The following is a 23,706-nucleotide window of genomic DNA, read 5'->3' on the forward strand; positions in this document are numbered from 1 at the left end:
GTATTTGGAGATGTAACGCAATGCAAAACGATTATTCAGTTGCCGACTATCTACTGGACAGGCTTGCCGGCTGCGGCATTCATCATCTTTTCGGCGTACCCGGCGACTACAATCTGCAGTTTCTTGATCATGTTATCCAGCACCCGGCGGTGCATTGGGTGGGCTGCGCCAATGAATTGAATGCCGCTTATGCCGCCGATGGTTACGGGCGTTGCCAGGGCGCGGGCGCGCTGCTGACCACCTTTGGCGTGGGAGAGTTGAGCGCGATTAACGGTGTGGCCGGCAGCTTTGCGGAGTATGTTCCGGTGTTGCACATCGTGGGCGCACCTTGCCGCAGCGTACAGCAACGTGGTGAACTTCTGCACCACACCCTGGGAGACGGTGATTTCAGCCATTTCTGGCGCATGTATGAACCTGTTAGCGCCGCACTGGCGGTGTTAACAGCAGAAAACGCTTGTTATGAGATTGATCGCGTGATCCGCATTATGCTCAGTGAATCCCGCCCCGGTTACCTGATGTTGCCCGCAGACGTAGCAAAAATGGCGGCAACGCCGCCTGTAAACGTTATCACTCCCGCACCACTTCAGGCTAACGAAGCGCGTCTGGAAAGCTTTCGCCGCCATGTACAGGCGATGCTCAGCGAAAGCTCGCGCGTTGCGCTGCTGGCGGATTTTCTCGCTCACCGCTTTGGTGTACAGAAAATGTTGCAGTGCTGGATGAAGGATTCGCCCATCCCGCACGCTACGTTGTTAATGGGTAAAGGTTTGTTTGATGAAACGCAGCCAGGGTTTGTCGGCACTTACAGCGGTGCCGCCAGCCCGCCGCAGGTGCGTGAAGCGATCGAGAGTGCCGATGCGGTAATGTGTGTCGGCGTGCGTTTTACGGACACCATCACCGCCGGGTTTACCCAGCAGCTACCCGTGGAACGCACGATTGATATCCAGCCCTTTGCGGCGCGGGTAGGGGAAGAGTGGTTCAGCGGGATTGCAATGCAGGACGCGGTGAATACGTTGATTTCGGTTTGTCGCAATAACCCACGCTGCGTGCTTGACTCTGTCCCCGCGCCCTCCGCCAATTCGCCGCACCACTCCGGCACATTGAATCAGCATACATTCTGGCAAACCCTGCAGGCATTTATTCGCCCCGGTGATATTTTACTGGCCGATCAGGGAACCGCCGCCTTTGGCGCGGCGTCTTTGCGCCTGCCAGCCGATGTTGACATGCTGACGCAGCCGTTGTGGGGATCGATTGGCTATTGCCTGCCCGCCGCGTTCGGCGCACAAACCGCCTGCCCGGAGCGGCGTGTCATTTTGCTTAGCGGCGACGGCGCAGCGCAGCTCACTATTCAGGAGCTGGGGTCCATGCTGCGTGACGGGCAGCGACCAATCATTTTATTGCTCAATAATGATGGTTACACGGTGGAGCGGGCGATCCACGGCGCGCATCAGCGGTATAACGATATTGCGCGCTGGAACTGGACACATATTCCGCATGCGCTCAGCCATGACTGCCAGGCCGAATGCTGGCGCGTTAGCGAAACGGTGCAACTGGCGGAAGCACTGGAAGCCGCCTCGCATCATCACCGGCTTGCGCTGATTGAAGTAATGTTGCCGCAAGCCGATTTGCCGGATCTGCTGCGTGAGGTTACGCATGCGCTGGAAACGCGTAACAGTGAGTAGTTACTTACTGCGTCGGGGGACAATCATCATCGGTTTTCCGGCCAGCACTAACCAGGCGGGCAGGATCACGATACACAGCAGCGGCAACAAGGTGGTATCCGGTACAACGACGGCTGCCAGGAACAGGCTCAGCCAGCCATCGCGTGTTACAACCAATACCAGCCCTAATACGGCACAGGAAACGGTGACCGCAGCCGGAACAGCATCGACATGTTCATGCAGCATTAAGCCTAAAGCCACCCCGACAAACACCGCCGGAAATATACGCCCACCGCGAAAACCGCAGGCGGCAGCAATCACCAGCGCGGCGAGCTTCACCAGGGCAAACAGCAGGTAATCGGTTACGGTATAGGTATGTGCAAACGCCAGCTGTTGCATCTCATCCAGCCCCTTAAATAGGGTAACGTGGCCGCCCGTCATGCCCAGAAGACCAAGCAAAAAGCCGCCCACTCCCAACGTCAGCACCGGGTTGTTCAGGCGATGCATTAAGTGATGCAGACGCGGTAAACACCAGACTGCCACCATTCCCAGCGCAATGGCGAACAGCGTCACGACCGCGCCGCTAAAAATATCAACGATATGCATCTGCGGATAATGAGGAATGGGCAGCGTGAAATGCGGTTGCGAAAAGAGGCTGGTGGTTAACGCGCCTGCTGCCGCAGCCATTAACGGCGCGAACAGGCGATCCCACAGCGGCACGTCTTCACTGGCTTTCAGAGTTTGCGAGAAGATAAGCGCTGCCGCCACAGGCGTGCCAAACAGCGCACCGAGCGTGCCGGCAGAGGCAAGGATTGTCCAGTCCAGCGGCGCAACGCGCGGGAAAATGCGCGCGCCAAGTGCAACGGCAAGGGCGATATTGAGCACCATCACCGGTTGTTCCGGGCCAAGACTTACGCCGCCAGCCAGACCGAGGATCAGCGCCAGTGCCAGCCCCGGCAGCGCGTTGACGGCAACTGGCGAACCAATCAGCGGCACCGTCGCCGGATCCGGCCCGCCATGACCGGCGCTGAAACGGATCACAAGGCCAACAGCAACGCCGGTGAGCGTCAACACGACCAGTATCCACCAGGGGGAATCCGGTGAGATGCCGAGCCGCCACGGCACGTCGCTCCACAACACGGTTTGCAGCAGGGCAGCGATTTTCATCACCAGCGCTAAGATCAGACTCGACGCAACACCAATAATGAGCGCAGGCAGCGCCAGTAAGAGCAGCGTTCTCGCACGCGGATGGAGCATCTTTTTATCCTTGTAACGAAGCCAGGCAACGGAGGATGCAACCGGGCTGAAACCTTTAAGGTAATCTGTGATGAAGATCGATAATCCTGGGGCACTCATGATATGGTCGTTGTCGTTACAGCGCCTTGAATTTACAGTGTGCCAAAGATTTATTCTGACTTTAGCGGAGCCGTAAAAGAATGACAAAGTATGCTTTAGTGGGAGACGTGGGTGGCACGAACGCGCGCTTAGCGTTGTGTGATGTCGATAGCGGTGACATCTCCCGGGCCAAAACCTACTCCGGCCTCGATTATCCAAGCCTGGAAGCCGTGGTGCGTGTTTATCTGAAAGAGCACGACGTCAAGGTAGAAGATGGCTGTATCGCCATCGCCTGTCCGATAACCGGTGACTGGGTGGCAATGACCAACCACACCTGGGCGTTTTCGATTGCCGAAATGAAGAAAAACCTCGGTTTCGCCCATCTGGAAATCATTAATGATTTCACCGCCGTATCAATGGCGATCCCGATGCTCAAAGCCGAACACTTAATCCAGTTTGGCGGTTTGGCGCCGGTTGAAGGTAAACCGATCGCCGTTTACGGTGCAGGCACCGGGCTTGGCGTTTCGCATCTGGTGCATGTGGATAAGCGCTGGGTGAGTTTGCCAGGCGAAGGCGGCCATGTCGATTTCGCGCCAAACAGCGAAGAAGAGGGGATTATCCTCGAAGAGTTACGTGCGGAAATCGGTCACGTTTCTGCTGAACGCGTGCTCTCCGGTCCCGGTCTCGTTAATCTCTATCGCGCAATCGTCAAATCAGATGGCCGCCTGCCGGAAAATCTGCAACCGAAAGATGTGACTGAACGCGCACTGGAAGACAGCTGCATTGACTGCCGTCGCGCGTTGTCACTATTTTGCGTCATTATGGGGCGTTTTGGCGGCAATCTGGCGCTCAATCTCGGCACTTTCGGCGGCGTATACATTGCTGGTGGTATTGTGCCGCGCTTCCTCGATTTCTTCACCGCTTCCGGTTTTCGCGGCGGTTTTGAGGACAAAGGGCGCTTTAAATCCTACGTCCAGGATATCCCGGTATTTCTGATCGTGCATGATAACCCGGGCCTGTTGGGTTCTGGCGCGCATCTGCGCCAGACGCTGGGTTACGTGCTTTAAAGATTCATTAACTGACGAAACTCTTTAACTTTGCTGCGGCTGACGGGCACCTGAAACTCCAGGTCCCGCAGCCGCAAAATATAGGTGTTGTTAAACCAGGGTTCGATCTCGCGGATTTTATCCAGGTTGACGCAGTAAGAGCGGTGGCAGCGAAAGAAGTGCGCCGCCGGCAGTTTGCTGCAAAACTCGGTGATGTTCATCGGCATCACATAAGATTCCCGTTTCGTATAGACAAACGTCATCTTCTCATGCGCTTCCGCATAATAAATATCATGAATACTGGTGACGATAATGCGCTCGTCTTTCACCAGATTAATGGTCGCGTTTTCCCGTGGCTGCGGGCTGGCTACCGGGCCAGATTGCTGCTGCCAGGTCGTTTCCAGTTTTTGCAGCATGCTAATGATGCGTGACTCCTGGTACGGTTTCAGGATGTAGTCGAACGCTTCCAGCTCAAAAGCCTCCACCGCATGCTCTTTCCAGGCAGTAATAAAGACGATAAACGGCTTATGGGCGAACTGACTGATATTCTGCGCCAGCAATACGCCATCCAGAGAAGGGATATTGATATCAAGAAAAATGGCATCGACTTTGTTGTGCTGTAAATACTTCAGCACGTCGAGACCATCGTCGAAGGTGCCGACAATTTCCATCTGGCTATGGGCTTTAATAAGCCAGCTCAGCTCCTGTTGCGCCAGGATCTCATCTTCAACAATGATGACTTTCATACAGCTCTCCTGTTAAGGCAACAATGCGGCGGGAGACGGCTGACGTTGCACAAAGAACGCGATCTCCGTGCCCGGCGTTAAACGGCGGATATGCAACCCTTCGCCATACAGCAATTTCACGCGCTGGTGAACGTTCAGCAGGCCAATCTTGTTACCGGGCATCTCATCGGCTTCAACGCGGGCAATCATCTGCGGATCGATGCCGTTGCCCGTATCGCGCACCGCGATACGCACGCGGTTGCCGCACTCTTCCACACTGATGGTGACCACGCCTTTGCCTTTACACGGCTGAATGCCATGCACAATCGCGTTTTCAACCAGCGGCTGGATCAGCAGGCTTGGGATCACACAACTGACCTCTTCATCGATGTCATAAATCACCGTCAACTTATCGCCAAAGCGGGCCTGCTCGATGGCGATATAGTCTTTGATTTGATAGAGCTCTTTTTTGATATCAATGAGTTCATCATCTTTTAATTCAATGTTATAGCGCAGATAACGCGACAAATTGAAAATGAGCTGCCGGGCGGTGTCCGGATTCAGGCGAATCGACGACGAGATAGCGTTCAGGGCGTTAAACAGGAAATGCGGATTGATCTTACTTTGCAGAGCGCGCAGTTCCGCTTTGTTCGCCATCTCCCGCAGCTGTTCGGCGCGGGAAACTTCCAGTTGTGTCGAGATAATCTGCGATAAACCAACGGCCATATCCTGTAATGACGAGGTGATCTGGTGCGCGTGGCAGTAATAGATCTTCAGCGTGCCGGTCACGATGCCCTGTTCACGCAGCGGGATCACCAGCATCGAGTGGATTTCGGGCGTGCGGTGGGCTTCGTCATTGTTTTTAATGATAATTTCGCCGGTGTTCATCGCCTGGTGAGTGGTTGGACTGATAATATCGTCGCTGTCGCGGTAATTATTTTCTCCCACGCCAACGTAAGCCAGCACGTGATCGGTATTGGTGATAGCCACGGCATCGGCGTTGATATCCCGGCGAATAATGTCACAGACTTTGCGCAGGGACTCGCTATTCACATTGCGGAACAGCGGCAGTGTTTTATTGGCAATATCCAGCGCCAGCTTCGCCTGACGACCGGCAATCGCCTCTTTTTCCCCTTCCACGCTTTGCACCAGCAGCACAATAAAGCCGATGCAGACGCTGCCGAGGATCATCGGCACGCCAATTTTGGACACAATATCGAGGCCGAGCGCGGTAGTCGGCGCCCACAGCACCACCAGCGTCATGGTCAGGCTTTCGCAAATCATGCCGCCGATGATGCCTACGCGCCAGTGCTGCGCTTTGGGCACTTTGCGGTTAATCATCCCGGACATCACGCCGGCAATAATGCTGGTAATAAAACAGGGAATCGCCGTCACGCCGCCAATATCAATCAGATAACGGTGCACCCCGGCAATCACGCCGGTAATAATGCCGACCCACGGGCCGAACAAAATCCCGCCGGACATCACCGCGATGATACGCACGTTAACCAGCGAGCCTTCCACCGGTACGCCGGACCAGGTGCTGAACAGGGCAAACATTGAGAAGATGGCCGTCACGCCCAGCAGCTCTTTTGGCGAGTGCGCTGTTTTATGCAGCAGTTCGCGGAACAGGCGGATGCGGATCAAGAAAAAAAGGCAGATCAGCATGAGCGCCGCTCGGTCAAAAACGGCCAGCAGCATGTCGAATATTTCGTGCACGGGGGACTCATATGAATAGCGTCAAAAAGCTATGATAAAAAACCCCGGCGCAGATGACCAGCCGCAGTATTCATTTGCTGAATGAGGAAAAACCACTTTTCCAAAAGGGGATTGAAAAGAGTCGAAAGAAGAGACGCGAACCTGCGCTAACCGATGATTTTTTAAGGTAATTTTATCTTTATTTTATTGTTAAAATATATGATGGATTTTTCTATAAGAGGATAATTTCGCTTTCCCTTTCCTAAATTAAACTTCCTCTTTTATGGCGTTGCGTTATTTTTGCGCTTACCTCTCGACAGCGAGATTTTTTTCGGGCTATGTTCTAAGCACGCCGCAAATGCGGCGACGTCGCTCGGACGGTCCGGGCGCTAACGTTACTCCGAGGAATCTATGGCTGACTTCAGTCCTGAACGCCGTTTTACGCGTATCGATCGTCTTCCCCCCTATGTTTTTAATATCACCGCTGAACTGAAAATGGCTGCGCGACGCCGCGGCGAAGACATTATTGATTTCAGTATGGGCAACCCGGATGGCGCGACGCCGCCGCATATCGTTGAGAAACTCTGTACCGTAGCGCAACGCCCGGATACGCACGGTTACTCCACGTCGCGCGGCATTCCGCGTCTGCGCCGGGCGATTTCCCGCTGGTATCAGGATCGTTATCAAGTGGATATCGATCCGGAAACCGAAGCGATTGTCACCATCGGTTCGAAAGAGGGGCTGGCGCATCTGATGCTGGCGACGCTGGATCACGGTGATACCGTGCTGGTGCCGAACCCGAGTTACCCGATTCATATTTACGGTGCGGTGATTGCCGGTGCGCAGGTACGTTCTGTGCCGCTGGTGGAAGGTGTCGATTTCTTTAATGAACTGGAGCGCGCCATCCGCGAAAGCTATCCGAAGCCGAAGATGATGATTTTAGGCTTCCCGTCTAACCCGACGGCGCAGTGCGTTGAACTGGAGTTCTTCGAGAAAGTGGTCGCGCTGGCAAAACGCTACGATGTGCTGGTGGTTCACGACCTGGCCTACGCTGACATTGTTTACGATGGCTGGAAAGCGCCGTCGATCATGCAAGTGCCGGGCGCACGCGATGTCGCTGTTGAGTTCTTCACCCTGTCGAAAAGTTACAATATGGCGGGCTGGCGTATCGGCTTTATGGTCGGTAATTCGGTGCTGGTCAACGCGCTGGCGCGGATCAAAAGTTATCACGATTACGGCACCTTTACGCCACTACAGGTCGCAGCGATCGCCGCGCTGGAAGGGGATCAGCAGTGTGTGCGCGATATTGCCGCTCAATATAAACGCCGTCGCGATGTGCTGGTAAAAGGGTTGCATGAAGCGGGCTGGATGGTAGAAATGCCGAAAGCGTCGATGTACGTGTGGGCGAAAATTCCGGAACCGTACGCGGCGATGGGCTCGCTGGAGTTTGCCAAAAAACTGCTGCAAGAGGCGAAAGTGTGCGTCTCTCCGGGCATTGGCTTTGGTGATTACGGCGATACGCATGTACGCTTCGCGCTGATCGAGAACCGCGATCGTATCCGCCAGGCGGTACGCGGCATTAAAGCGATGTTCCGCGCCGATGGGTTACTGCCGGCAGCGCAAAAGAGCGCGGCAGAAGATCTGGAACCATAACTGCGCCTTGCCCGCCTGATCGTTGGCGGGCAAAACAAAAAAGGAGCCTTTTGGCTCCTTTTTTGTACAGCACGATATGCTCAGGTTAGATCATCAGGGCGAATGTGCCGGCCCACACAATAACCATCACCGAAATGCCCATAAAGAAATATTTCACGTTCATCGCTCCGCACACCTAAGTATGCATTCATGACCATTCAGGACTGAGTATAGAGAGGTGAAACTACGCCACATCGAAAATGAGAATTATCTCTATTTCGGCCACAGCTCCATCTCAGAATTTCGGGTGAATTCCTCACCAAACGGGGCTAATGTACGCTTAATTTTTAGGCCTTACAAGAGCCTTTTTTCTATTCAATTTTAGTGACTTACATTGTGTCGGGCTTTGGCGACACAATACTTTCACTGCTAAATAAATTGCTATTGAGCGACGAAAAAAAGGGCCTGCTGAAACGGTTCATTTCCGCTTGAATAATAAGGCTAATTTTTTGAAGCGGGTCACAGCATCTGCAATTCTTTCGGAAAAATGCGCCGCCGTGTTTCTGCGATGACATGCATAAAAAAGTGAGTGAGAGGGGAAAAATAACCCTGCGGCGAAAAAATCCCGCTTAGGGAAAAGGACGCTGGGGAAAATTGTTGAAGAATCCTGGCATATCATCAAAGCCGTGAGCTTCCCGGCTGATGAGTGCCGCCTGTTGCACACCAAATGGCACGATCCCTGCTTGCTTGTTCGCCCGTACATGACCAACCTCACAAATTGTCTCCCATGCCAGCCTGCTTTTCCCGTGTAGCCGTTACCGTTTACAGCGTCGTGATAGTTTGCATCAGCAAAAGCGTGATTGCTGGCGCACTATAATAAAATTGTATCTTTTCTGTTAAATCCTGCCTTGCGCGCAATTGTATAGGCAAGTATATATGTTTACACATCAGGATATGTCCTCAGGAGAGAACACCGATGCCGCACATCCTCAACCGCCAGCAGACTTTCCGCGCCCACAGCGGTACGGACCTGGATGCGAAAAGCTGGCTCACCGAAGCACCGTTGCGCATGCTGATGAATAGCCCTGATCCCAATGTTGCCAAAAAAACGAACGCGCGGGTGGTGTATGGCGGCATGGGTCGCAGCCATCTTGATTCTGGCTCGGTAGTAAGCCCGAGCCGCGAAACCGAAGCGATGCACAACGGTTCCGACGTCGTATCCAACTGGCCGTTGCTTAACGCCGCCAGCGGCGCGACCTGTGCCTCGCGACATCACGGCGGTAGCGTGCGAATGGTTTTTTCCCGGCATGCAGGGATGGTGATCGTTTGTGGTGACACAGATGAAGCGGCGGCACACATTGCGCACGTGCTGCACAACGATCCGGCTACCGGTGTGATTCATCACGCTGACGCCGGGTATGAGATTGCGATTGAGTGCGCCGCAGCGCAGGCGCTCAATCTTCCGATGGTTGCTGCAATGCAGGAGCAGGGCAAAGCATGAAAAATTTCACCCTTATTCCGGGTCAACTCACCCTCGCGCAGTTGCGCGAAATCTACAGCCAGCCTCTTCATCTGTCGCTGGATGATGGCGCGTTTGCGACCATTAATGAGAGCGTTGCCTGCGTCAACACGATTATGGCGGAAGGCCGCACTGCCTATGGCATCAATACGGGCTTCGGTTTGCTGGCGCAAACGCGCATCGCGACGGAAGATCTGGAGAATTTGCAACGCTCGCTGGTGCTTTCTCACGCGGCAGGCGTTGGCGAACCGCTGGATGACGCGCTGGTTCGCTTAATTATGGTGCTGAAGATCAACAGCCTGGCGCGCGGTTTTTCCGGCATTCGCTTGCAGGTTATCCAGATGCTGGTGGCAATGGTTAACGCGGAGGTTTATCCGTGGATCCCGGCGAAAGGCTCGGTGGGTGCATCCGGTGATCTCGCACCGCTGGCGCATATGTCGCTGACGCTGCTTGGCGAAGGGAAAGCGCGCTGGCAGGGTGAATGGTTACCGGCGAGTGAAGCGCTGAAAAATGCCGGCCTTGAGCCGATTACGCTGGCGGCAAAAGAGGGGCTGGCGCTGCTGAACGGTACGCAAACGTCGACCGCATTTGCTTTGCGCGGCCTGTTTGAAGCCGAAGATCTGTTCGCTTCTGCTGTGGTTTGCGGTGCGTTGACCACTGAGGCGGCGCTCGGTTCGCGTCGCCCCTTCGATGCGCGTATTCATGATGTTCGCGGTCAGCGTGGGCAGATTGACGCGGCGGCGTTATATCGTCATCTATTAACCGATGACAGCGCCATTTCTCAGTCTCACCACAACTGCAATAAAGTGCAGGATCCTTATTCCCTGCGCTGCCAGCCGCAGGTGATGGGCGCATGTCTGACGCAACTGCGTTTTGCTGCAGAAGTGCTGCTAACCGAAGCGAATGCGGTTTCCGATAACCCGCTGGTTTTCGCCGCTGAAAATGAAGTGATCTCCGGAGGAAATTTCCACGCTGAACCAGTGGCGATGGCGGCAGACAACATTGCGCTGGCGATTGCGGAAATAGGCTCGCTTGCGGAGCGCCGTATCGCCCTGCTGATGGACAGCCATATGTCGCAACTGCCGCCGTTCCTTGTGAAAAACGGCGGTGTTAACTCCGGCTTTATGATTGCCCAGGTCACCGCAGCGGCACTGGCAAGCGAAAACAAAGCGCTGTCACATCCGCATAGCGTGGACAGTTTGCCGACATCGGCAAACCAGGAAGATCACGTTTCGATGGCACCGGCCGCCGGGCGTCGCCTGTGGGAAATGGCGGCAAATACACGTGGCGTCATTGCTGTCGAGTGGCTCGCCGCCTGCCAGGGGCTGGATATGCGCGAAGGCTTAACCAGCAGCCCGTTGCTGGAACTGGCGCGCCATCTGCTGCGCGAACAGGTTGCGCATTATGAGAAAGACCGTTATTTCGCGCCGGATATTGAACGTGCGATGGCGTTGCTGGCGGAGCGCCATCTGACGACATTGCTGCCAGCAATAGTGTCTTGCTAAAGAAGAGAGGGGCATTGCTGGTCATTCGAATCTGACGGGTGCTGCCTGTGAAATGAAATCCTGTAAGGCAGCCGAGTGTTTTGTTATCAGGTGCAGGTGTCATGCCAGTAATGGATTAAGTGTTAGCGGTAACTGGAAATACAGACTCAAAGACACGGGAATGAATACCGTCATTAAGGGATGCTTGCGCATCCCTTTTAGTGTTAACGGGGCAGTCGTTGTCGACTCCAGTCGAGCGCGGTATTGATCAAGGAAGTCAGTAGCTGGCGGAACGCTTCACTCTTCTCTTCGGAGAAAGCAAAACTCGTTTCATCCATATAGCAACACTGCGCCACTTCCAGCTGTATCGCATGGATGTTCTGTTGCGGTGCGCCGTAATGGCGGGTGATATAGCCGCCTTTGAAGCGACCGTTGAGCACTTTCGTGTAGTGCGGAAATGCCTCACTGCACGCCAGTAATGCGGTGCTCAGTTCCGGTGCGCAGCTTGCGCCATCGGCAGTGCCGAAGTTCAGATCCGGCAGTTTGCCGTCAAACAAACGCGGAACCACCGATTTGATGGAGTGCGCATCCCACAGGAGCGCGTAGCCGAACGTGTCACGCAGCCGCGCCAGTTCCTGCGCTAGCGCCTGGTGATAGGGCTGCCACACAGTATGCAAAATAGCAGCTTTCGTGGCGTCATCCGGCGCTTTACCCGCTTCGAACAGCGGCTCGCCGTCAAAAAAGGTCTCCGGGAACAGGCCGGTAGTCGCAGTGCTGTATAACGGTTTGTCATCTGCCGGGCGGTTTAAATCCACCACATAGCGGGAATAATTAGCGCTCAGCACACTGGCACCAAGTTCACGAATTGGCTGATACAGCAGCGGGATATGCCAGTCCGTATCCTCCAGACGTCGTGCCCGCGCCGTGAGACCGCTGGCAATTTCCGGCGTCAATTGCGTGCCTGGATGGGGCATGCTGACCAAAAGCGGCAACCGGCCCTGATGTAATTCGAATGCGTTAGTCATGCCAGACTTCCTCCCCCTGATAGATAACCTGTTTTGACAGTGTGCCTCCCAGCCAGTAGCTGAGTTCTGCCGGATGCGCCACATCCCACGCGACAAAGCTGGCCTCTTTACCCGCCTGGAGCGTGCCGCAACGTTCGCTGATGCCTAATGCGCGGGCGGCATGACAGGTCACTCCCGCCAGCGCTTCTTCAGGCGTCAGACGGAACAACGTGCAGGCCATGTTCATCATCAGGCGCAGCGACAACACGGGCGACGTACCGGGGTTCAGATCGCTGGAAATCGCCATCGGCACCTGGTGCTGACGCAGCAGCGCCACCGGTGGCTGCTGGCTCTCGCGTAAAAAGTAAAAAGCACCCGGCAGCAGAACGGCAGTGGTGCCGTGCTGCGCCATCAGTACGATATCTTCTTCGCACAAATACTCGAGGTGATCGGCGGAAAGCGCATTGTAGCGGGCAGCCAGCCCTGCACCGTGCAGCAGAGAAAGCTGTTCGGCATGCAGTTTTACCGGTAAGCCAAGCTGCTGCGCTTTACGGAAAACCCGCTCCACTTGCGGCGGTGAAAAGGCCAGATGTTCACAAAAAGCATCGACCGCATCGACCAGCCCTTGCGCGTGCCAGGCGGGTAGCCAGTGCTGGCAAATCTCGTCGATGTAGCCGTCAGCGCGCCCCTGATACTCGCCCGGCAATGCATGCGCTGCGAGACAGGTGCTGAAGAGAGTGAGCGGCATTTCTGCGCCAAGCGCGCGGATCACCTGCAACATTTTGCTTTCATCGGCAAAGCTGAGGCCATAACCGGATTTGATCTCAAGCGCGGTAACGCCGTCTTTACGCAGCGCGTCAATGCGCTTGCGGGCGCTTTCCAGCAGTTGTTGCTGGCTGGCGTTGCGGGTGGCATTGACGGTACTGATAATGCCGCCGCCTGCGGCGGCGATTTCCGCGTAGCTCGCGCCGTTGAGTCGCATCTCAAACTCCTGGCTGCGATCGCCGCCAAACACGCTATGGCTATGGCAATCGATCAACCCGGGTGTAACCAGCCGTCCTTGCAAATCCACTTCACGATCGACCCCATCATCCGGCTGCGTTCCCTCTTCGCCCAGCCATGAAATCTGCGACCCGTTGGTGATCAGCGCGCCGCGAGGGATCAGGTTGTATTTGCCCGCTTCCATGGTGGCAATCTGACAGTGACGCCATAAAATGCGCATCCGCGTTCTCCCGTCATGGTGTGGCGCGGCAATCACCGCGCCGTCGGTTTTACTTTGTAATCATCGGTAAATTGAGGCCGTGCTCTTTGGCACAGGCGACAGCTGAATCATAGCCTGCGTCAGCATGGCGCATCACGCCAGTCGCCGGATCGTTATGCAGGACGCGGGCAATACGTTCTGCCGCTTCATCCGTGCCATCACAGACAATAACCATCCCCGAATGCTGCGAGAAGCCCATGCCGACGCCTCCACCGTGGTGCAGAGAAACCCAGGTTGCGCCGCTGGCGGTGTTGAGCAACGCGTTCAGCAAAGGCCAGTCGGAAACCGCATCGGAGCCATCTTTCATCGCTTCAGTTTCGCGGTTCGGGCTGGCAACGGAGCCGGAGTCCAGGTGATCGCGACCAATGACAATCGGCGCGGAGACTTCGCCGCGACGCACCATTTCGTTAAACGCCAGCCCCAGACGTGCGCGCTGCCCAAGACCAACCCAGCAGATACGCGCAGGTAAGCCCTGGAAACTGATGCGCTCTTTCGCCATATCCAGCCAGCGGTGCAGATGCGCATCATCCGCGATCAGCTCTTTTACCTTTTCATCGGTGCGATAGATATCTTCCGCATCGCCGGAGAGCGCGGCCCAGCGGAATGGCCCGATACCGCGACAGAACAGCGGGCGAATATAGGCGGGCACAAAACCCGGGAAATCGAAGGCGTTGCTGACGCCCATCTCTTTCGCCATCTGGCGAATATTGTTGCCATAGTCGAAGGTCGGAATGCCCTGCTGCTGGAAGGCGAGCATTGCTTTAACGTGCTCGGCCATGGAGGCTTTCGCCGCCTGAGTCACCACGGCCGGTTCACTTTTCGCACGTTCGCGATACGCTTCCCACTGCCAGCCAATCGGCAAATAGCCGTTCAGCGGATCGTGGGCGCTGGTTTGATCGGTCACGAGATCGGGGCGAACACCGCGTTTAACCAGTTCCGGTAAGACTTCTGCCGCATTGCCGTGCAGCGCCACCGAGATGGCTTTGCCTTCGCGGGTATAGCGTTCGATACGCGCCAGCGCATCGTCCAGATCCGTTGCCTGCTCATCCACATACCCGGTACGCAGGCGGAAATCGATGCGCGATTGCTGGCACTCAATGTTCAGCGAGCAGGCACCCGCCAGCGTGGCGGCCAGCGGCTGCGCACCGCCCATGCCGCCCAGACCCGCGGTCAGCACCCAGCGGCCAACCAGCGAACCGTTATAGTGCTGGCGACCCGCTTCGACAAAGGTTTCATACGTACCCTGAACGATCCCCTGGCTGCCGATATAGATCCAGGAGCCGGCGGTCATCTGGCCGTACATCGCCAGCCCTTTAGCGTCCAGCTCGTTAAAGTGCTCCCAGTTGGCCCAGTGGGGAACCAGGTTTGAGTTGGCGATCAGCACGCGCGGTGCATTGCTGTGGGTTTTAAACACGCCGACCGGTTTACCGGACTGCACCAGCAGCGTTTCGTCATCGTTGAGCTGCTTTAGCGCTTCAACCATTTTGTCAAAGCACTCCCAGTTACGCGCTGCCCGTCCAATTCCTCCATAGACCACCAGCTCTTTCGGGTTTTCCGCGACATCGGGATCAAGGTTATTCATCAGCATGCGCAGCGGCGCTTCGGTCAGCCAGCTTTTCGCATTCAGTGTCGTGCCGCGTGGCGCTCTGATCTCAACATCACGATAACGGGATAATTCACTACTCATGTGGTTTACCTTCTTTGTTTGATAGCGGAATACATGCTTACTGACGTTGCGATGCTGTTGTATACGTCTTGTATATACATGACAAGCATATATGGTGCCACTTTAATCGAATTATTTATTTTACATACAAAACAATGCGTTGTTTTTGATGTGTTTTTTCCTGGTACTGAAGGAAAGGGTTTTGATGCACTTTCCTGCACTCTTATTGTGCCAGGTGGCGCTGAAATGCTCGTTTTTAGTGCGTGCCTGCGCTGTTTTAAAGCGAGTTGACTGGGAAAATAAGCAGGATTAATCCGTTCTGTTACGCTGATTTTATTAACGAAATTTTTATATGTTTTTGTTTTTATTTGATTTTATTTAAATCACGAATGTTGCGATTACGTTATGGCACATGGCTTGCTAGTTGTACATACAAGGATATACAAAAAATATTTTTGCATTGCCGTCACAACGGGATGGCAAACGATGACCATAAGGCGTAACGATGATTACTTTCAACAATGTGACCAAGCATTACCGCGACGGTACTGTCGTGGTCGATGGCCTGAACCTTGTCGCGCCAGGAGGCAAAATTACTGTGCTGGTGGGGCCGTCGGGTTGCGGAAAAACTACCTCATTACGCATGATCAACCGGCTGGTGGAACCCTCTTCCGGGACGATTTTGCTCAATGGCGAATCCACCGCTCAGATGGATGTTGTGCAGTTGCGCCGCCGTATTGGTTACGTGATCCAGAATGCCGGGTTGTTCCCGCATAAAAACATCATCGATAACATCGCCACTACCGCCATCCTCAATGGGGCGGCGAAAAGCAAAGCCAGAGCCAGAGCCGCGGAATTACTGGAAGTGGTCGGCCTGGCGCCACAGCTGGCGAAACGCTATCCCTGGCAACTCTCCGGCGGCCAACAGCAGCGCGTCGGCGTGGCGCGTGCGCTGGCTGCCGACCCGGAATTTATGCTGATGGATGAACCCTTCAGTGCCGTTGACCCGGTGGTGCGTGAACAGTTGCAGGACGAGTTTCTGCGCATTCAGAAAGAGGTCAGCAAGACCATCATTATGGTCACGCACGATATTGATGAAGCAATGAAACTGGGTGATTGCGTTGCGGTGCTGAAACCTGGCGGCAAGCTGGCGCAACTGGCGACGCCGGGCGAACTGCTGAATGCGCCGCAGAGCGAATTTGTTGCCGATTTCATTGGCCGCGACCGCGGTTACCGCAAACTTAGTTTCCACACCTCCGCACCGCTGACGGCGTTGCGGGCGGAACCGGCCATCGAAATGGGCGCGATACTTGCACAGGCACGCAATATCAGCACACAACGTTGGCTGCTGGTGACGCAGCAGGGCAGAGCTTGCGGCTGGTTTGACACGCATCAGCAGGTAACGGTGATAGCGCCGGAAAATGTGAACCTTGGCGCGACGTTTTCTCCGCAGGGCGGCACGTTGCGCCAGTTGCTGGATTCGGCGCTCAGTTCTCCCTGCCACCGCGCCGTGGTGGTCGATGAACAGCTTGCCCCGCTGGGATCGCTGGCGCTGGAAAATGTGCTGGATGCCTGCAAGTCGCTGACGCAGGAGGCACTATGAGATTTGACTGGCTGTGGGGGCAAAGCGACAGGATCCTCAGCTTGTTGCTCTGGCACTGCTATTTGTCGATTACGCCGATCCTGATCGGTCTGCTGCTGGCGATCCCGGTGGGTTGGGCGGTGAACAACCTGCCAAAAGTGAAAGGTATCGTTCTGAACCTGTTCGGCCTGCTGTACACCATTCCGTCGCTGGCGCTGTTCGTCCTGTTGCCGCCGTTGCTGAATACGCAAATTCTCGACCCAATTAACGTGGTTGTGGCGCTGACTATCTACAGCTTTGCGCTGCTGGTCAGAACCGTGTGCGACGGGCTGGATTCCGTGGACGAAGATACCCGCCAGTCGGCTTTTGCGCTGGGCTACAAACCGCTACAGCAATTTTTGCAGATCGACCTGCCGCTTGCCGTGCCGGTAATCGGCTCCGGGCTGCGCGTAGCCGTAGTTTCGAATGTCAGCATTGTGTCGGTTGCCGCGCTGATTGGCGCGCCACAGTTAGGTTCGCTGTTTACCCAGGGGTTTCAGCTTCAGTTCCTCACCCCGATTATCGCCGGGATTGTGCTGTGCATCGCGCTGGCCTTCATTCTCGATTGCCTGGTGGTGGCGATAACCCGCTCTTTAAGCCGCTGGCAACCGCAAAGGGGATAATTGATGAGTGAATGGTTTTTTGATCTCAGCCACTGGTTCGGCGACGACGGCATTGTGCCGCTGCTGTTGCAGCATATCGGCTACAGCGCGGCGGCGCTGGCGATTGCCGTCGCCATTGCGTTTCCGGTCGGCTGCTACACCGGCCATACCGGGAAAGGGGAGGCGCTACTGATTGGCACCACCAACGCCCTGCGTTCGTTGCCCTCTTTTGGTCTGATTATTTTGCTGGTGATCCTGCTGGCGGGCTATTTCGAATCGGATTTGGCCTTTGTTTTACCCTGCATCATCGTACTGGTGGTGCTGGCGCTGCCGCCCGTGGCGTTGGGCGTACATGCGGGTATCCGTTCTGTCGATCCCAGTGTGCAGGACGCGGCAAAAGGAATTGGACTGACGCCGCTTCAGGTGCTGTTACAGGTTGAGTTGCCTTGCGCAATGCCGTTGATCCTCTCCGGGATCCGCAGTGCCGCGCTGCAAATTGTTTCCACTGCGACCATTGCGGCATACGTTTCACTCGGCGGCCTGGGACGTTTGATTATCGACGGGCGTGCCGCCAACGACTTTGCGCAGATGACAGCCGGAGCCCTCCTCGTCGCGCTGCTGGCATTGATCATTGATCTCTTTTTTTCGCTTTCAGGGAAAGTCGTGGTTTCACCGGGCATCACCCGGAAAACCAAAAACCAGTGATGTTGAGTCCTTTAATTACAGAAGGTTAATAAGATGATTAAGAAACGCTATTTAACGTTGTTTAGTGCCGCGCTGCTGTCTGTCGCTTCTTCTGTCTGGGCTGCGGATGCCGGTCAGAAAGTGATTATTGGTTCGGCAGATTTTCCGGAAAACCAGTTGCTGGCGACCATTTACGCCGGGGCGCTGGAAGCGCAAAACATTCCGGTCGAGAAAAAACTCAACATTGGTAGCCGTGAAGTCTATATCCCGGCGCTGCTCGACGGTTCCATCACCGTGATCCCTGAATACAGCGGCGCGCTGTTAAGCTATCTGGATGCGAAAAACGAAGCACACAGTTCGGAAGATGTGGCGAAAGCGCTGGCTGCTAAGCTGCCGGAAAAAGTGAAAATGCTGAACACGTCCACGGCACAAAACAGCGATGTACTGGCGGTAACGAAGAAAACCGCCGACAAATACAAACTGAAAACCATCGACGACCTGAAATCTGTGGCCGGGCAGTTAGTGCTTGGCGGCCCGGCGGAGTGGAAAACCCGTCATGAAGGCGTTCCCGGCCTGCGTGAAGTTTACGGCCTGAATTTCAAAACCTTCAAAGTGCTGGATGTCGCTGGTCCGCTGACACTAACGGCACTGAAAAATAACCAAGTTCAGGTCGCTGACCTGTACTCCACTACGCCGGAAATTAAAAAAGATCACCTGGTTGCGCTGGAGGATCCGAAACACCTGTTTGCCGCGCAGAACATTGTGCCCATTGTCGCCAGCAGCACGCTGAACCCGACCATTGAAAGCACATTGAACAAAATCTCTGCGCAACTCACCACCGAAGATCTGATCGCCATGAACGAGCAGCTTGCTGAGTTCACCAGCATTGATGATGTGGCGCACCAATGGCTGGTTAAACACCAACTGAGCAAGTAAGGAACGGCTGCGAGATGACGACAACAATCCCTTCTTCCATGCCGCATGTGGATGCGGTCACCTTAGGCACGGATGCCACGACCATCGATGAGCTGGTGCGCATTGCCGATGGTGCACCCGTTATTCTGGCTGATGAAGCGCTGGCGCAAATGGATAAGGTCAGCGGGTACATTCGCAAGGCGATTGCTGACGGAAAGGTGATTTATGGCCTGACGACTGGCGTGGGAGACCTGGTGACCGAGCGTCTCTCTGCGGATCAAATTGCCAGCGTGCAACTCAATATGCTGCGCAGTCACGCCTGCGGGATGGGACCGGATCTGTCGGTGCGGGAAGTGCGGGCGATGATGGCGGTGATGTTGAAATCGCTGTTGCAGGGCTACAGCGGTGTCAGCTCTGAACTGGCGCAGCGTATGTGCCTGATGCTGAACCGGCAGGTGACGCCATGGTCGCCTGCCAGCGGTTCCGTGGGGTATCTGATTGCTACTGCACATATCGGCTTATCGTTATTTGGCGAAGGGCAGTGCTGGTATCAGGGCGAGTTATTACCCTCCGCCGACGCGCTGGCGAAAGCGGGCATTGCGCCACGTATTCCTGGCCCGCGCGAAGGACACGCGCTGATCAGCGGCACGTACGAAATTACCGCACTGGCTTGTCTGGCGGTGCGGGATTTCGAGCAGTTGCTGCCGGTTGCGGATATGGCAGGCGGCATGTGTCTCGAAGCGCTGAAAGGCAACACCCGCGGCTATGACGCGCGTCTGCACGCCCTGCGTCCGCATGACGGGCAACAAGAAACAGCGCAGATTTTGCGCCGTTTACTGCGCGGCAGCGAGATCCTTCAGCGTTACCGCGACCACCGGGTGCAGGATGCGCTCAGCTTACGCTGCATCCCGCAAATCCATGGTGCAGTGCGCGATCAACTGGTGCATTGCCGTCATATCGTCACCACCGAACTCAATTCGGTAACCGACAACCCGGTGTTTTTGATTGAAGACGATACGCTGGTGATTTTGCCTGGCGGCAACGGCCACGGTGCGCCGCTGGCACTGGCACTTGATGCGCTGGCGGTGGCTATTGCGCAACTGAGCACCGCGTCGCAGGCGCGTTCTGACCGTATCACTAACGTGCATCTTAGCGGCTTACCGGCGTTTCTGGTCGGCAAAAGCGGAGCCAATTCCGGGATGATGATCCCGCCGTATGTCGCCGCCGCCCTCGCCGGGGAGAACCGCAGCCTGGCGGTGCCCGCCAGCGTACATACGGTTTCCACCTGTGCCGGGCAGGAAGACCATATCAGCATGGGCGTCTCCTCGGCGCGAAAAGCGATGCAGGCGGTGGCAAATGCGGTGGATATTGTGGCTATTGAGCTGCTGTGCGCTTGTCAGGCGATTGAATTTCACCGCCCGTTGCGTGCCTCGGTGGGTACAGAACTGACACTCTCGCGGGTGCGCCAGCAGGTCGCGTTTCGTGAAACCGATACGCCGCTGTACACGGATATGCATGCTGTCCGGGATCTGATAGCTGATGGTGAACTGAGCCGCCAGCTTACTTTATTGATAAAGGCGGGTGCTGATGAGTGAAGCTAATAGTCTGCTCAAGGGGAAATGGAGACGGGATCTGTCGCGCGTATAGGCGGGCACGTGGTGCGTTTCGCGATAACCTGGCACACGCAGCGGCTGTGGCTGCGCCAGGGAAATCGCTGGCAATGCTGCTTTGCTCAAGATGTATCAATGGCGAAGAGGTGCGCCTGGTAGTGCTGGTTCAGTCTGATAAACAGCAAGCGCAGGCGTTAAGCGGCGCGTGACAAATCACCAAAGCCGTGCCGCTGGCGGTCGTCATGTTCAAAAAGCGGGCTGGCCCGCGACGAAATGCCGCTGTGTGCGGATGGGGTTTATGAGCGGGTTAATTGCCGATAATGACGAGGGCTGGCGGCGTTTCAGAAGGTCGACGCCGCAGTTTAGCCGAGCTTAACGGGATGTCAGCGTCACGCAGGCGAAAAGCGTGTCGCTGCCTGCGTTGACGCTAACCATCGCCGGGTTATCGATAATCAGGCTGTCGTAATGGTGCAGGATATGGCGTTCGCCTCCGACGATGACGTCAAGACGATTTCCGGCATTGAACAGCAGCATGGTTCCCTGCTGATGTTGCCATGTGCCAGCGCGCTGCCAGCACACCGTTGCCAGGGTGGTTTCACGGTGGTAAATCACATTGAAATCGAGTAGCGGCCCGCCGACAACCTCGCAGAACACCTCACTGTCGCCGTTAAAATCCGTCGCCTGAAACGGTGGAATTAACGCACTGCGCTGGTCATCAATCGTCAGAAACATACCTTCGCCTTCCAGTACGCTGATGTTTCGCAGGTAACTGGAGAAACGTGAAAACGCCCCGTCTTCGCGAATTGTCGCAACCGATATGCGCCAGTCATACTGCTCGCTGGCGGGAAAACGGCACACTTCGCGGGTGACGCCCTGGCCATTTTTCCAGCGCATCTCAGCGTAGCCGCTATAAGGCAGCAGTCTCATTTGCGCATGCTTCCTTCCAGGCGGTAACGCGAACCCGGATAGACCAGGCGCACGCTGGTGACGATTTTCTTGTCCTGACGACCGGTCCAGGTGCGGCGGTTCACTTGCAGGCAGGGGGTGTGCTCATCTATTTCCAGATAAACGCATTCACTGCGGGGTACGTTTACCGCTTCGATAATGTGCTCGCCCTCGACAATCGGTGCGATGGAAGAGAGATAGGCATTCGGGGTGATACGGGTGAAATCCTGTTGCAAATAGTCTGGCACAATCAGCGCATTCACCAGCCTGTCTTCCAGCATCACCGGAACGCCATCTTCATAATGGCAAATCAACGAATGGAACAGGCGACTGCCTTTCGGCAGATTAAAAGCCAGCGCTTGCTGAGCATCTGCATGCTGCTGGGTCAGTTCCAGCACTCTGGCATGATGACGATGGCCGCGGCTGGCAATCTCATCGGCAATGTTGTTAATTTCCAGTAATGCCGACTGCCCGCGGACTTCGGCGACAAAGGTGCCAACGCCCTGCATACGCACCAGCAGCCCTTCGGCGGTCAGTTCACGCAGCGCGCGGTTAATGGTCATCCGGCTGTAGCCAAACTGGCTGACCAGCTCGCTTTCGGACGGCACGCGGTAGTTCACCGGCCAGGCGCCGCTGTGAATGTTGGTTTTAATCATGCTCTTCACCCTTTCATAGAAAGGGGCGGGCTGATCGAGACGTGTCTCGCCTGTGGTTGCTTTAAAAATATCGCTTTGCTCCATTAACCCTTTCCTCGGCCGGATGACCGTTGAAGTTTACTCTACGCACTTTTGGATGTATATATATAAACATGTATATACATATTAAATAACGGCAGGCGGTGAGGGGATATATGACGGTATATTTCGCGGCAAAAGCATTGTTGCCGCAGGGCTGGGCGGAGAATGTTCGCATTACGGTTTCCCCGCAGGGCATCATCACCGCGCTCGAAAGCGGTAGTCAGCCAGATGATTCTACGATTTGCCTGGAAGGTTTCCTGGTTCCGGGCATGCCAAACCTGCATTCGCACGCATTTCAGCGTGCAATGGCCGGGCTGACCGAAGTGGTGGGCGATCCGGCAGACAGCTTCTGGACATGGCGCGATCTAATGTACCGGCTGGTGGATAAAATCACCCCCGAACAGCTGGAAATCATTGCCAGCTATCTGTACATCGAAATGCTGAAGGCGGGTTATACCTCCGTTGCCGAATTTCACTATTTGCACCACGATCGTGGCGGAAAACTTTACGCCCAGCCAGCCGAACTGGCGTTGCGTATTTCGCAGGCGGCGAAAACGGCGGGCATAGGCCTGACATTACTGCCGGTGCTTTACAGTTTCTCTGGTTTTGGCGGGCAGCCAGCGACCGCCGGGCAGAATCGCTTTATTCACGATACGGAAAACTATCTGACCCTGCATGACTCGCTGACCTCCCAGCTTGCTGCTGAGCCGATGCAGCGTACCGGGCTGTGCTTCCACTCGCTGCGAGCTGTTACGCCGGAACAGATGCGGAACGTGCTTAAGGCCTGTCCGCAACCGCAGCCGGTGCATATTCATATTGCCGAGCAGCAAAAAGAGGTTGATGACTGCGTGGCTTGGTCTGGATTGCGTCCGATAGAGTGGCTTTATCAGCATATGCCGGTGGATGAGCAGTGGTGTCTGATCCATGCCACGCATATTACGCCACAGGAAACCCAACAGATTGCCGCTTCCGGCGCAGTGGCGGGTCTTTGCCTGACGACTGAAGCCAATCTTGGCGATGGTATTTTTCCGGGGCCGGACTATCTTGCGCAGCAGGGACGTTGGGGAATTGGCTCCGACAGCCATATCAGCGTCAGTGTCAGCGAGGATTTGCGTTGGTTTGAGTACGGGCAACGGTTAAACAAACGGCGGCGCAACTTACTGTCTTTGCCGGATGAACCCTATGTCGGAAATGTGCTGTATCAGGGGGCATTGCAGGGCGGACGCCGTGCGCTGGGGCAGGCGATAGGTCAACTGGCGCCAGGCGATCGTGCGGATATGCTGTTGCTCGACAGCCGCGATCCCTTCCTGGCTGCCGCAGGCGATCGTGAACGTCTGAACCGCTGGATTTTCGCCTGTTCGACAAACCCGATAAAAAGGGTGATGACAGGAGGGCGCTGGGTGATCGAAGAGGGGCGTCACGCGCAGGATGAGCAGGTGACCTCCGCGTTTATTAAGGTCATGCAGCAACTGATGGCGTAATACTAACCAGCAGGTTGTTGATAAGAAACAATGGCGATGAGAAGACGAAGAGAGTTATTTAACTTGCTGAATTTGTAAGAGAA

Annotated in this window: 21 protein-coding genes and 1 pseudogene; 13 read left to right on the forward strand and 9 right to left on the reverse strand. The window is 55.5% G+C overall.

The annotated features are described in order from the left end of the window. Window positions 1–20: 20 nt before the first annotated feature. Window positions 21–1,679, forward strand: a complete 1,659-nt coding sequence (locus JKP81_RS01080) for an alpha-keto acid decarboxylase family protein (protein ID WP_200550278.1) — start codon at window positions 21–23, stop codon at window positions 1,677–1,679. On the opposite strand, the gene JKP81_RS01085 is transcribed toward JKP81_RS01080, so the two are convergent. Then, window positions 1,680–2,915 (reverse strand): ion channel protein, encoded by a 1,236-nt coding sequence (locus tag JKP81_RS01085; protein WP_200550279.1) that lies wholly within the window; start codon window positions 2,913–2,915, stop codon window positions 1,680–1,682. Window positions 2,916–3,094: 179 nt separating this feature from the next. Between JKP81_RS01085 and glk the strand changes: the two genes are divergently transcribed. Beyond that, window positions 3,095–4,060, forward strand: coding sequence for a glucokinase (gene glk, locus JKP81_RS01090; protein ID WP_200550280.1), 966 nt, complete (start codon window positions 3,095–3,097; stop codon window positions 4,058–4,060). Here glk and JKP81_RS01095 read toward each other — a convergent pair. Both JKP81_RS01095 and JKP81_RS01100 read right to left on the reverse strand, forming a co-directional pair. Next, a complete protein-coding gene (locus JKP81_RS01095; RefSeq protein WP_200550281.1) occupies window positions 4,057–4,785 on the reverse strand; it encodes a LytTR family DNA-binding domain-containing protein in 729 nt (242 codons plus the stop codon). The genes glk and JKP81_RS01095 overlap by 4 nt on opposite strands. A 12-nt stretch (window positions 4,786–4,797) precedes the next feature. Then, window positions 4,798–6,483 (reverse strand): sensor histidine kinase, encoded by a 1,686-nt coding sequence (locus JKP81_RS01100; RefSeq protein ID WP_200550282.1) that lies wholly within the window; start codon window positions 6,481–6,483, stop codon window positions 4,798–4,800. 390 nt (window positions 6,484–6,873) lie between these two features. On the opposite strand from JKP81_RS01100, the gene alaC reads away from it, so the two are divergent. After that, the gene (alaC, locus tag JKP81_RS01105; protein ID WP_017458664.1) at window positions 6,874–8,115 is read left to right on the forward strand and encodes an alanine transaminase; all 1,242 of its coding nucleotides are present in this window, start codon (window positions 6,874–6,876) and stop codon (window positions 8,113–8,115) included. An 85-nt stretch (window positions 8,116–8,200) separates the two neighbouring features. On the opposite strand, the gene ypdK is transcribed toward alaC, so the two are convergent. Next, window positions 8,201–8,272 carry a membrane protein YpdK gene (gene ypdK, locus JKP81_RS01110; RefSeq protein WP_099458783.1) on the reverse strand — a complete coding sequence of 24 codons (72 nt, stop codon included), beginning with the start codon at window positions 8,270–8,272 and terminating at the stop codon, window positions 8,201–8,203. A gap of 484 nt (window positions 8,273–8,756) precedes the next feature. On the opposite strand from ypdK, the pseudogene JKP81_RS23500 reads away from it, so the two are divergent. The 3 genes and pseudogenes from JKP81_RS23500 to hutH (JKP81_RS01120) all read left to right on the forward strand — a co-directional run. Next, a pseudogene (locus JKP81_RS23500) lies at window positions 8,757–8,994 on the forward strand (hypothetical protein); the annotation flags it as partial. 76 nt (window positions 8,995–9,070) lie between these two features. Continuing rightward, window positions 9,071–9,595: a hypothetical protein gene (locus JKP81_RS01115; protein ID WP_200550283.1), complete on the forward strand. Its 525-nt coding sequence runs from the start codon at window positions 9,071–9,073 to the stop codon at window positions 9,593–9,595. Further along, window positions 9,592–11,118: a histidine ammonia-lyase gene (gene hutH, locus JKP81_RS01120; protein WP_200550284.1), complete on the forward strand. Its 1,527-nt coding sequence runs from the start codon at window positions 9,592–9,594 to the stop codon at window positions 11,116–11,118. The genes JKP81_RS01115 and hutH (JKP81_RS01120) overlap by 4 nt, the downstream gene beginning before the upstream one ends. A gap of 203 nt (window positions 11,119–11,321) precedes the next feature. On the opposite strand, the gene hutG is transcribed toward hutH (JKP81_RS01120), so the two are convergent. The 3 genes from hutG to hutU are packed head-to-tail and all read right to left on the reverse strand — an operon-like array spanning window position 11,322 to window position 15,049. Beyond that, entirely contained in the window at window positions 11,322–12,122 is an 801-nt protein-coding gene (gene hutG, locus JKP81_RS01125) for an N-formylglutamate deformylase (protein ID WP_200550285.1), read from the reverse strand. Beyond that, the gene (hutI, locus tag JKP81_RS01130) at window positions 12,115–13,323 is read right to left on the reverse strand and encodes an imidazolonepropionase (RefSeq protein ID WP_200550286.1); all 1,209 of its coding nucleotides are present in this window, start codon (window positions 13,321–13,323) and stop codon (window positions 12,115–12,117) included. The genes hutG and hutI overlap by 8 nt, the downstream gene beginning before the upstream one ends. 49 nt (window positions 13,324–13,372) lie before the next feature. Beyond that, on the reverse strand, window positions 13,373–15,049 hold the full coding sequence (gene hutU / locus JKP81_RS01135; RefSeq protein WP_200550287.1) for a urocanate hydratase: 1,677 nt from the start codon (window positions 15,047–15,049) through the stop codon (window positions 13,373–13,375). Window positions 15,050–15,533: 484 nt separating this feature from the next. On the opposite strand from hutU, the gene JKP81_RS01140 reads away from it, so the two are divergent. From JKP81_RS01140 to JKP81_RS23690, 6 genes are all read left to right on the forward strand, one after another. After that, window positions 15,534–16,631 (forward strand): ABC transporter ATP-binding protein, encoded by a 1,098-nt coding sequence (locus JKP81_RS01140; RefSeq protein WP_200550288.1) that lies wholly within the window; start codon window positions 15,534–15,536, stop codon window positions 16,629–16,631. Then, window positions 16,628–17,272 carry an ABC transporter permease gene (locus tag JKP81_RS01145; protein WP_200550289.1) on the forward strand — a complete coding sequence of 215 codons (645 nt, stop codon included), beginning with the start codon at window positions 16,628–16,630 and terminating at the stop codon, window positions 17,270–17,272. The genes JKP81_RS01140 and JKP81_RS01145 overlap by 4 nt, the downstream gene beginning before the upstream one ends. Window positions 17,273–17,275: 3 nt before the next feature. Further along, complete coding sequence (locus JKP81_RS01150; RefSeq protein WP_200550290.1) at window positions 17,276–17,956, forward strand: ABC transporter permease; 681 nt, start codon at window positions 17,276–17,278, stop codon at window positions 17,954–17,956. Window positions 17,957–17,989: 33 nt separating this feature from the next. Beyond that, window positions 17,990–18,871: an ABC transporter substrate-binding protein gene (locus JKP81_RS01155; protein WP_200550291.1), complete on the forward strand. Its 882-nt coding sequence runs from the start codon at window positions 17,990–17,992 to the stop codon at window positions 18,869–18,871. Window positions 18,872–18,885: 14 nt separating this feature from the next. Then, a complete protein-coding gene (gene hutH / locus JKP81_RS01160; protein ID WP_234455454.1) occupies window positions 18,886–20,445 on the forward strand; it encodes a histidine ammonia-lyase in 1,560 nt (519 codons plus the stop codon). Between the two features lie 98 nt (window positions 20,446–20,543). Further along, entirely contained in the window at window positions 20,544–20,669 is a 126-nt protein-coding gene (locus JKP81_RS23690) for a hypothetical protein (protein WP_255563062.1), read from the forward strand. A 163-nt stretch (window positions 20,670–20,832) separates the two neighbouring features. On the opposite strand, the gene JKP81_RS01165 is transcribed toward JKP81_RS23690, so the two are convergent. Together JKP81_RS01165 and hutC are read right to left on the reverse strand one after the other, a co-directional pair. After that, entirely contained in the window at window positions 20,833–21,387 is a 555-nt protein-coding gene (locus JKP81_RS01165; RefSeq protein ID WP_200550292.1) for a HutD family protein, read from the reverse strand. Next, a complete protein-coding gene (hutC, locus tag JKP81_RS01170; protein WP_200550293.1) occupies window positions 21,384–22,145 on the reverse strand; it encodes a histidine utilization repressor in 762 nt (253 codons plus the stop codon). The genes JKP81_RS01165 and hutC overlap by 4 nt, the downstream gene beginning before the upstream one ends. A 110-nt stretch (window positions 22,146–22,255) precedes the next feature. Here hutC and JKP81_RS01175 point away from each other — a divergent pair, with 110 nt between their 5' ends. Continuing rightward, window positions 22,256–23,623, forward strand: coding sequence for a formimidoylglutamate deiminase (locus tag JKP81_RS01175; protein ID WP_200550294.1), 1,368 nt, complete (start codon window positions 22,256–22,258; stop codon window positions 23,621–23,623). Window positions 23,624–23,706: the final 83 nt, after the last annotated feature.

Source organism: Kosakonia sp. LAM2021 (genome assembly GCF_016620385.1).
Taxonomy (GTDB): domain Bacteria; phylum Pseudomonadota; class Gammaproteobacteria; order Enterobacterales; family Enterobacteriaceae; genus Kosakonia; species Kosakonia sacchari.

Bases quoted from the DNA above. Each gene is read 5' to 3' on its own strand.
- hutH (WP_234455454.1), top strand. From the start codon at position 18,886: ATGACGACAACAATCCCTTCTTCCATGCCGCATGTGGATGCGGTCACC.
- JKP81_RS01085 (WP_200550279.1), bottom strand. From the start codon at position 2,915: ATGCTCCATCCGCGTGCGAGAACGCTGCTCTTACTGGCGCTGCCTGCG.
- hutH (WP_200550284.1), top strand. From the start codon at position 9,592: ATGAAAAATTTCACCCTTATTCCGGGTCAACTCACCCTCGCGCAGTTG.
- hutU (WP_200550287.1), bottom strand. From the start codon at position 15,049: ATGAGTAGTGAATTATCCCGTTATCGTGATGTTGAGATCAGAGCGCCA.
- JKP81_RS01140 (WP_200550288.1), top strand. From the start codon at position 15,534: ATGATTACTTTCAACAATGTGACCAAGCATTACCGCGACGGTACTGTC.
- hutG (WP_200550285.1), bottom strand. From the start codon at position 12,122: ATGACTAACGCATTCGAATTACATCAGGGCCGGTTGCCGCTTTTGGTC.
- JKP81_RS01145 (WP_200550289.1), top strand. From the start codon at position 16,628: ATGAGATTTGACTGGCTGTGGGGGCAAAGCGACAGGATCCTCAGCTTG.
- hutC (WP_200550293.1), bottom strand. From the start codon at position 22,145: ATGGAGCAAAGCGATATTTTTAAAGCAACCACAGGCGAGACACGTCTC.
- JKP81_RS01080 (WP_200550278.1), top strand. From the start codon at position 21: ATGCAAAACGATTATTCAGTTGCCGACTATCTACTGGACAGGCTTGCC.
- JKP81_RS01165 (WP_200550292.1), bottom strand. From the start codon at position 21,387: ATGAGACTGCTGCCTTATAGCGGCTACGCTGAGATGCGCTGGAAAAAT.
- glk (WP_200550280.1), top strand. From the start codon at position 3,095: ATGACAAAGTATGCTTTAGTGGGAGACGTGGGTGGCACGAACGCGCGC.
- JKP81_RS01150 (WP_200550290.1), top strand. From the start codon at position 17,276: ATGAGTGAATGGTTTTTTGATCTCAGCCACTGGTTCGGCGACGACGGC.
- JKP81_RS01095 (WP_200550281.1), bottom strand. From the start codon at position 4,785: ATGAAAGTCATCATTGTTGAAGATGAGATCCTGGCGCAACAGGAGCTG.
- JKP81_RS01175 (WP_200550294.1), top strand. From the start codon at position 22,256: ATGACGGTATATTTCGCGGCAAAAGCATTGTTGCCGCAGGGCTGGGCG.
- alaC (WP_017458664.1), top strand. From the start codon at position 6,874: ATGGCTGACTTCAGTCCTGAACGCCGTTTTACGCGTATCGATCGTCTT.
- JKP81_RS01155 (WP_200550291.1), top strand. From the start codon at position 17,990: ATGATTAAGAAACGCTATTTAACGTTGTTTAGTGCCGCGCTGCTGTCT.
- hutI (WP_200550286.1), bottom strand. From the start codon at position 13,323: ATGCGCATTTTATGGCGTCACTGTCAGATTGCCACCATGGAAGCGGGC.
- JKP81_RS01115 (WP_200550283.1), top strand. From the start codon at position 9,071: ATGCCGCACATCCTCAACCGCCAGCAGACTTTCCGCGCCCACAGCGGT.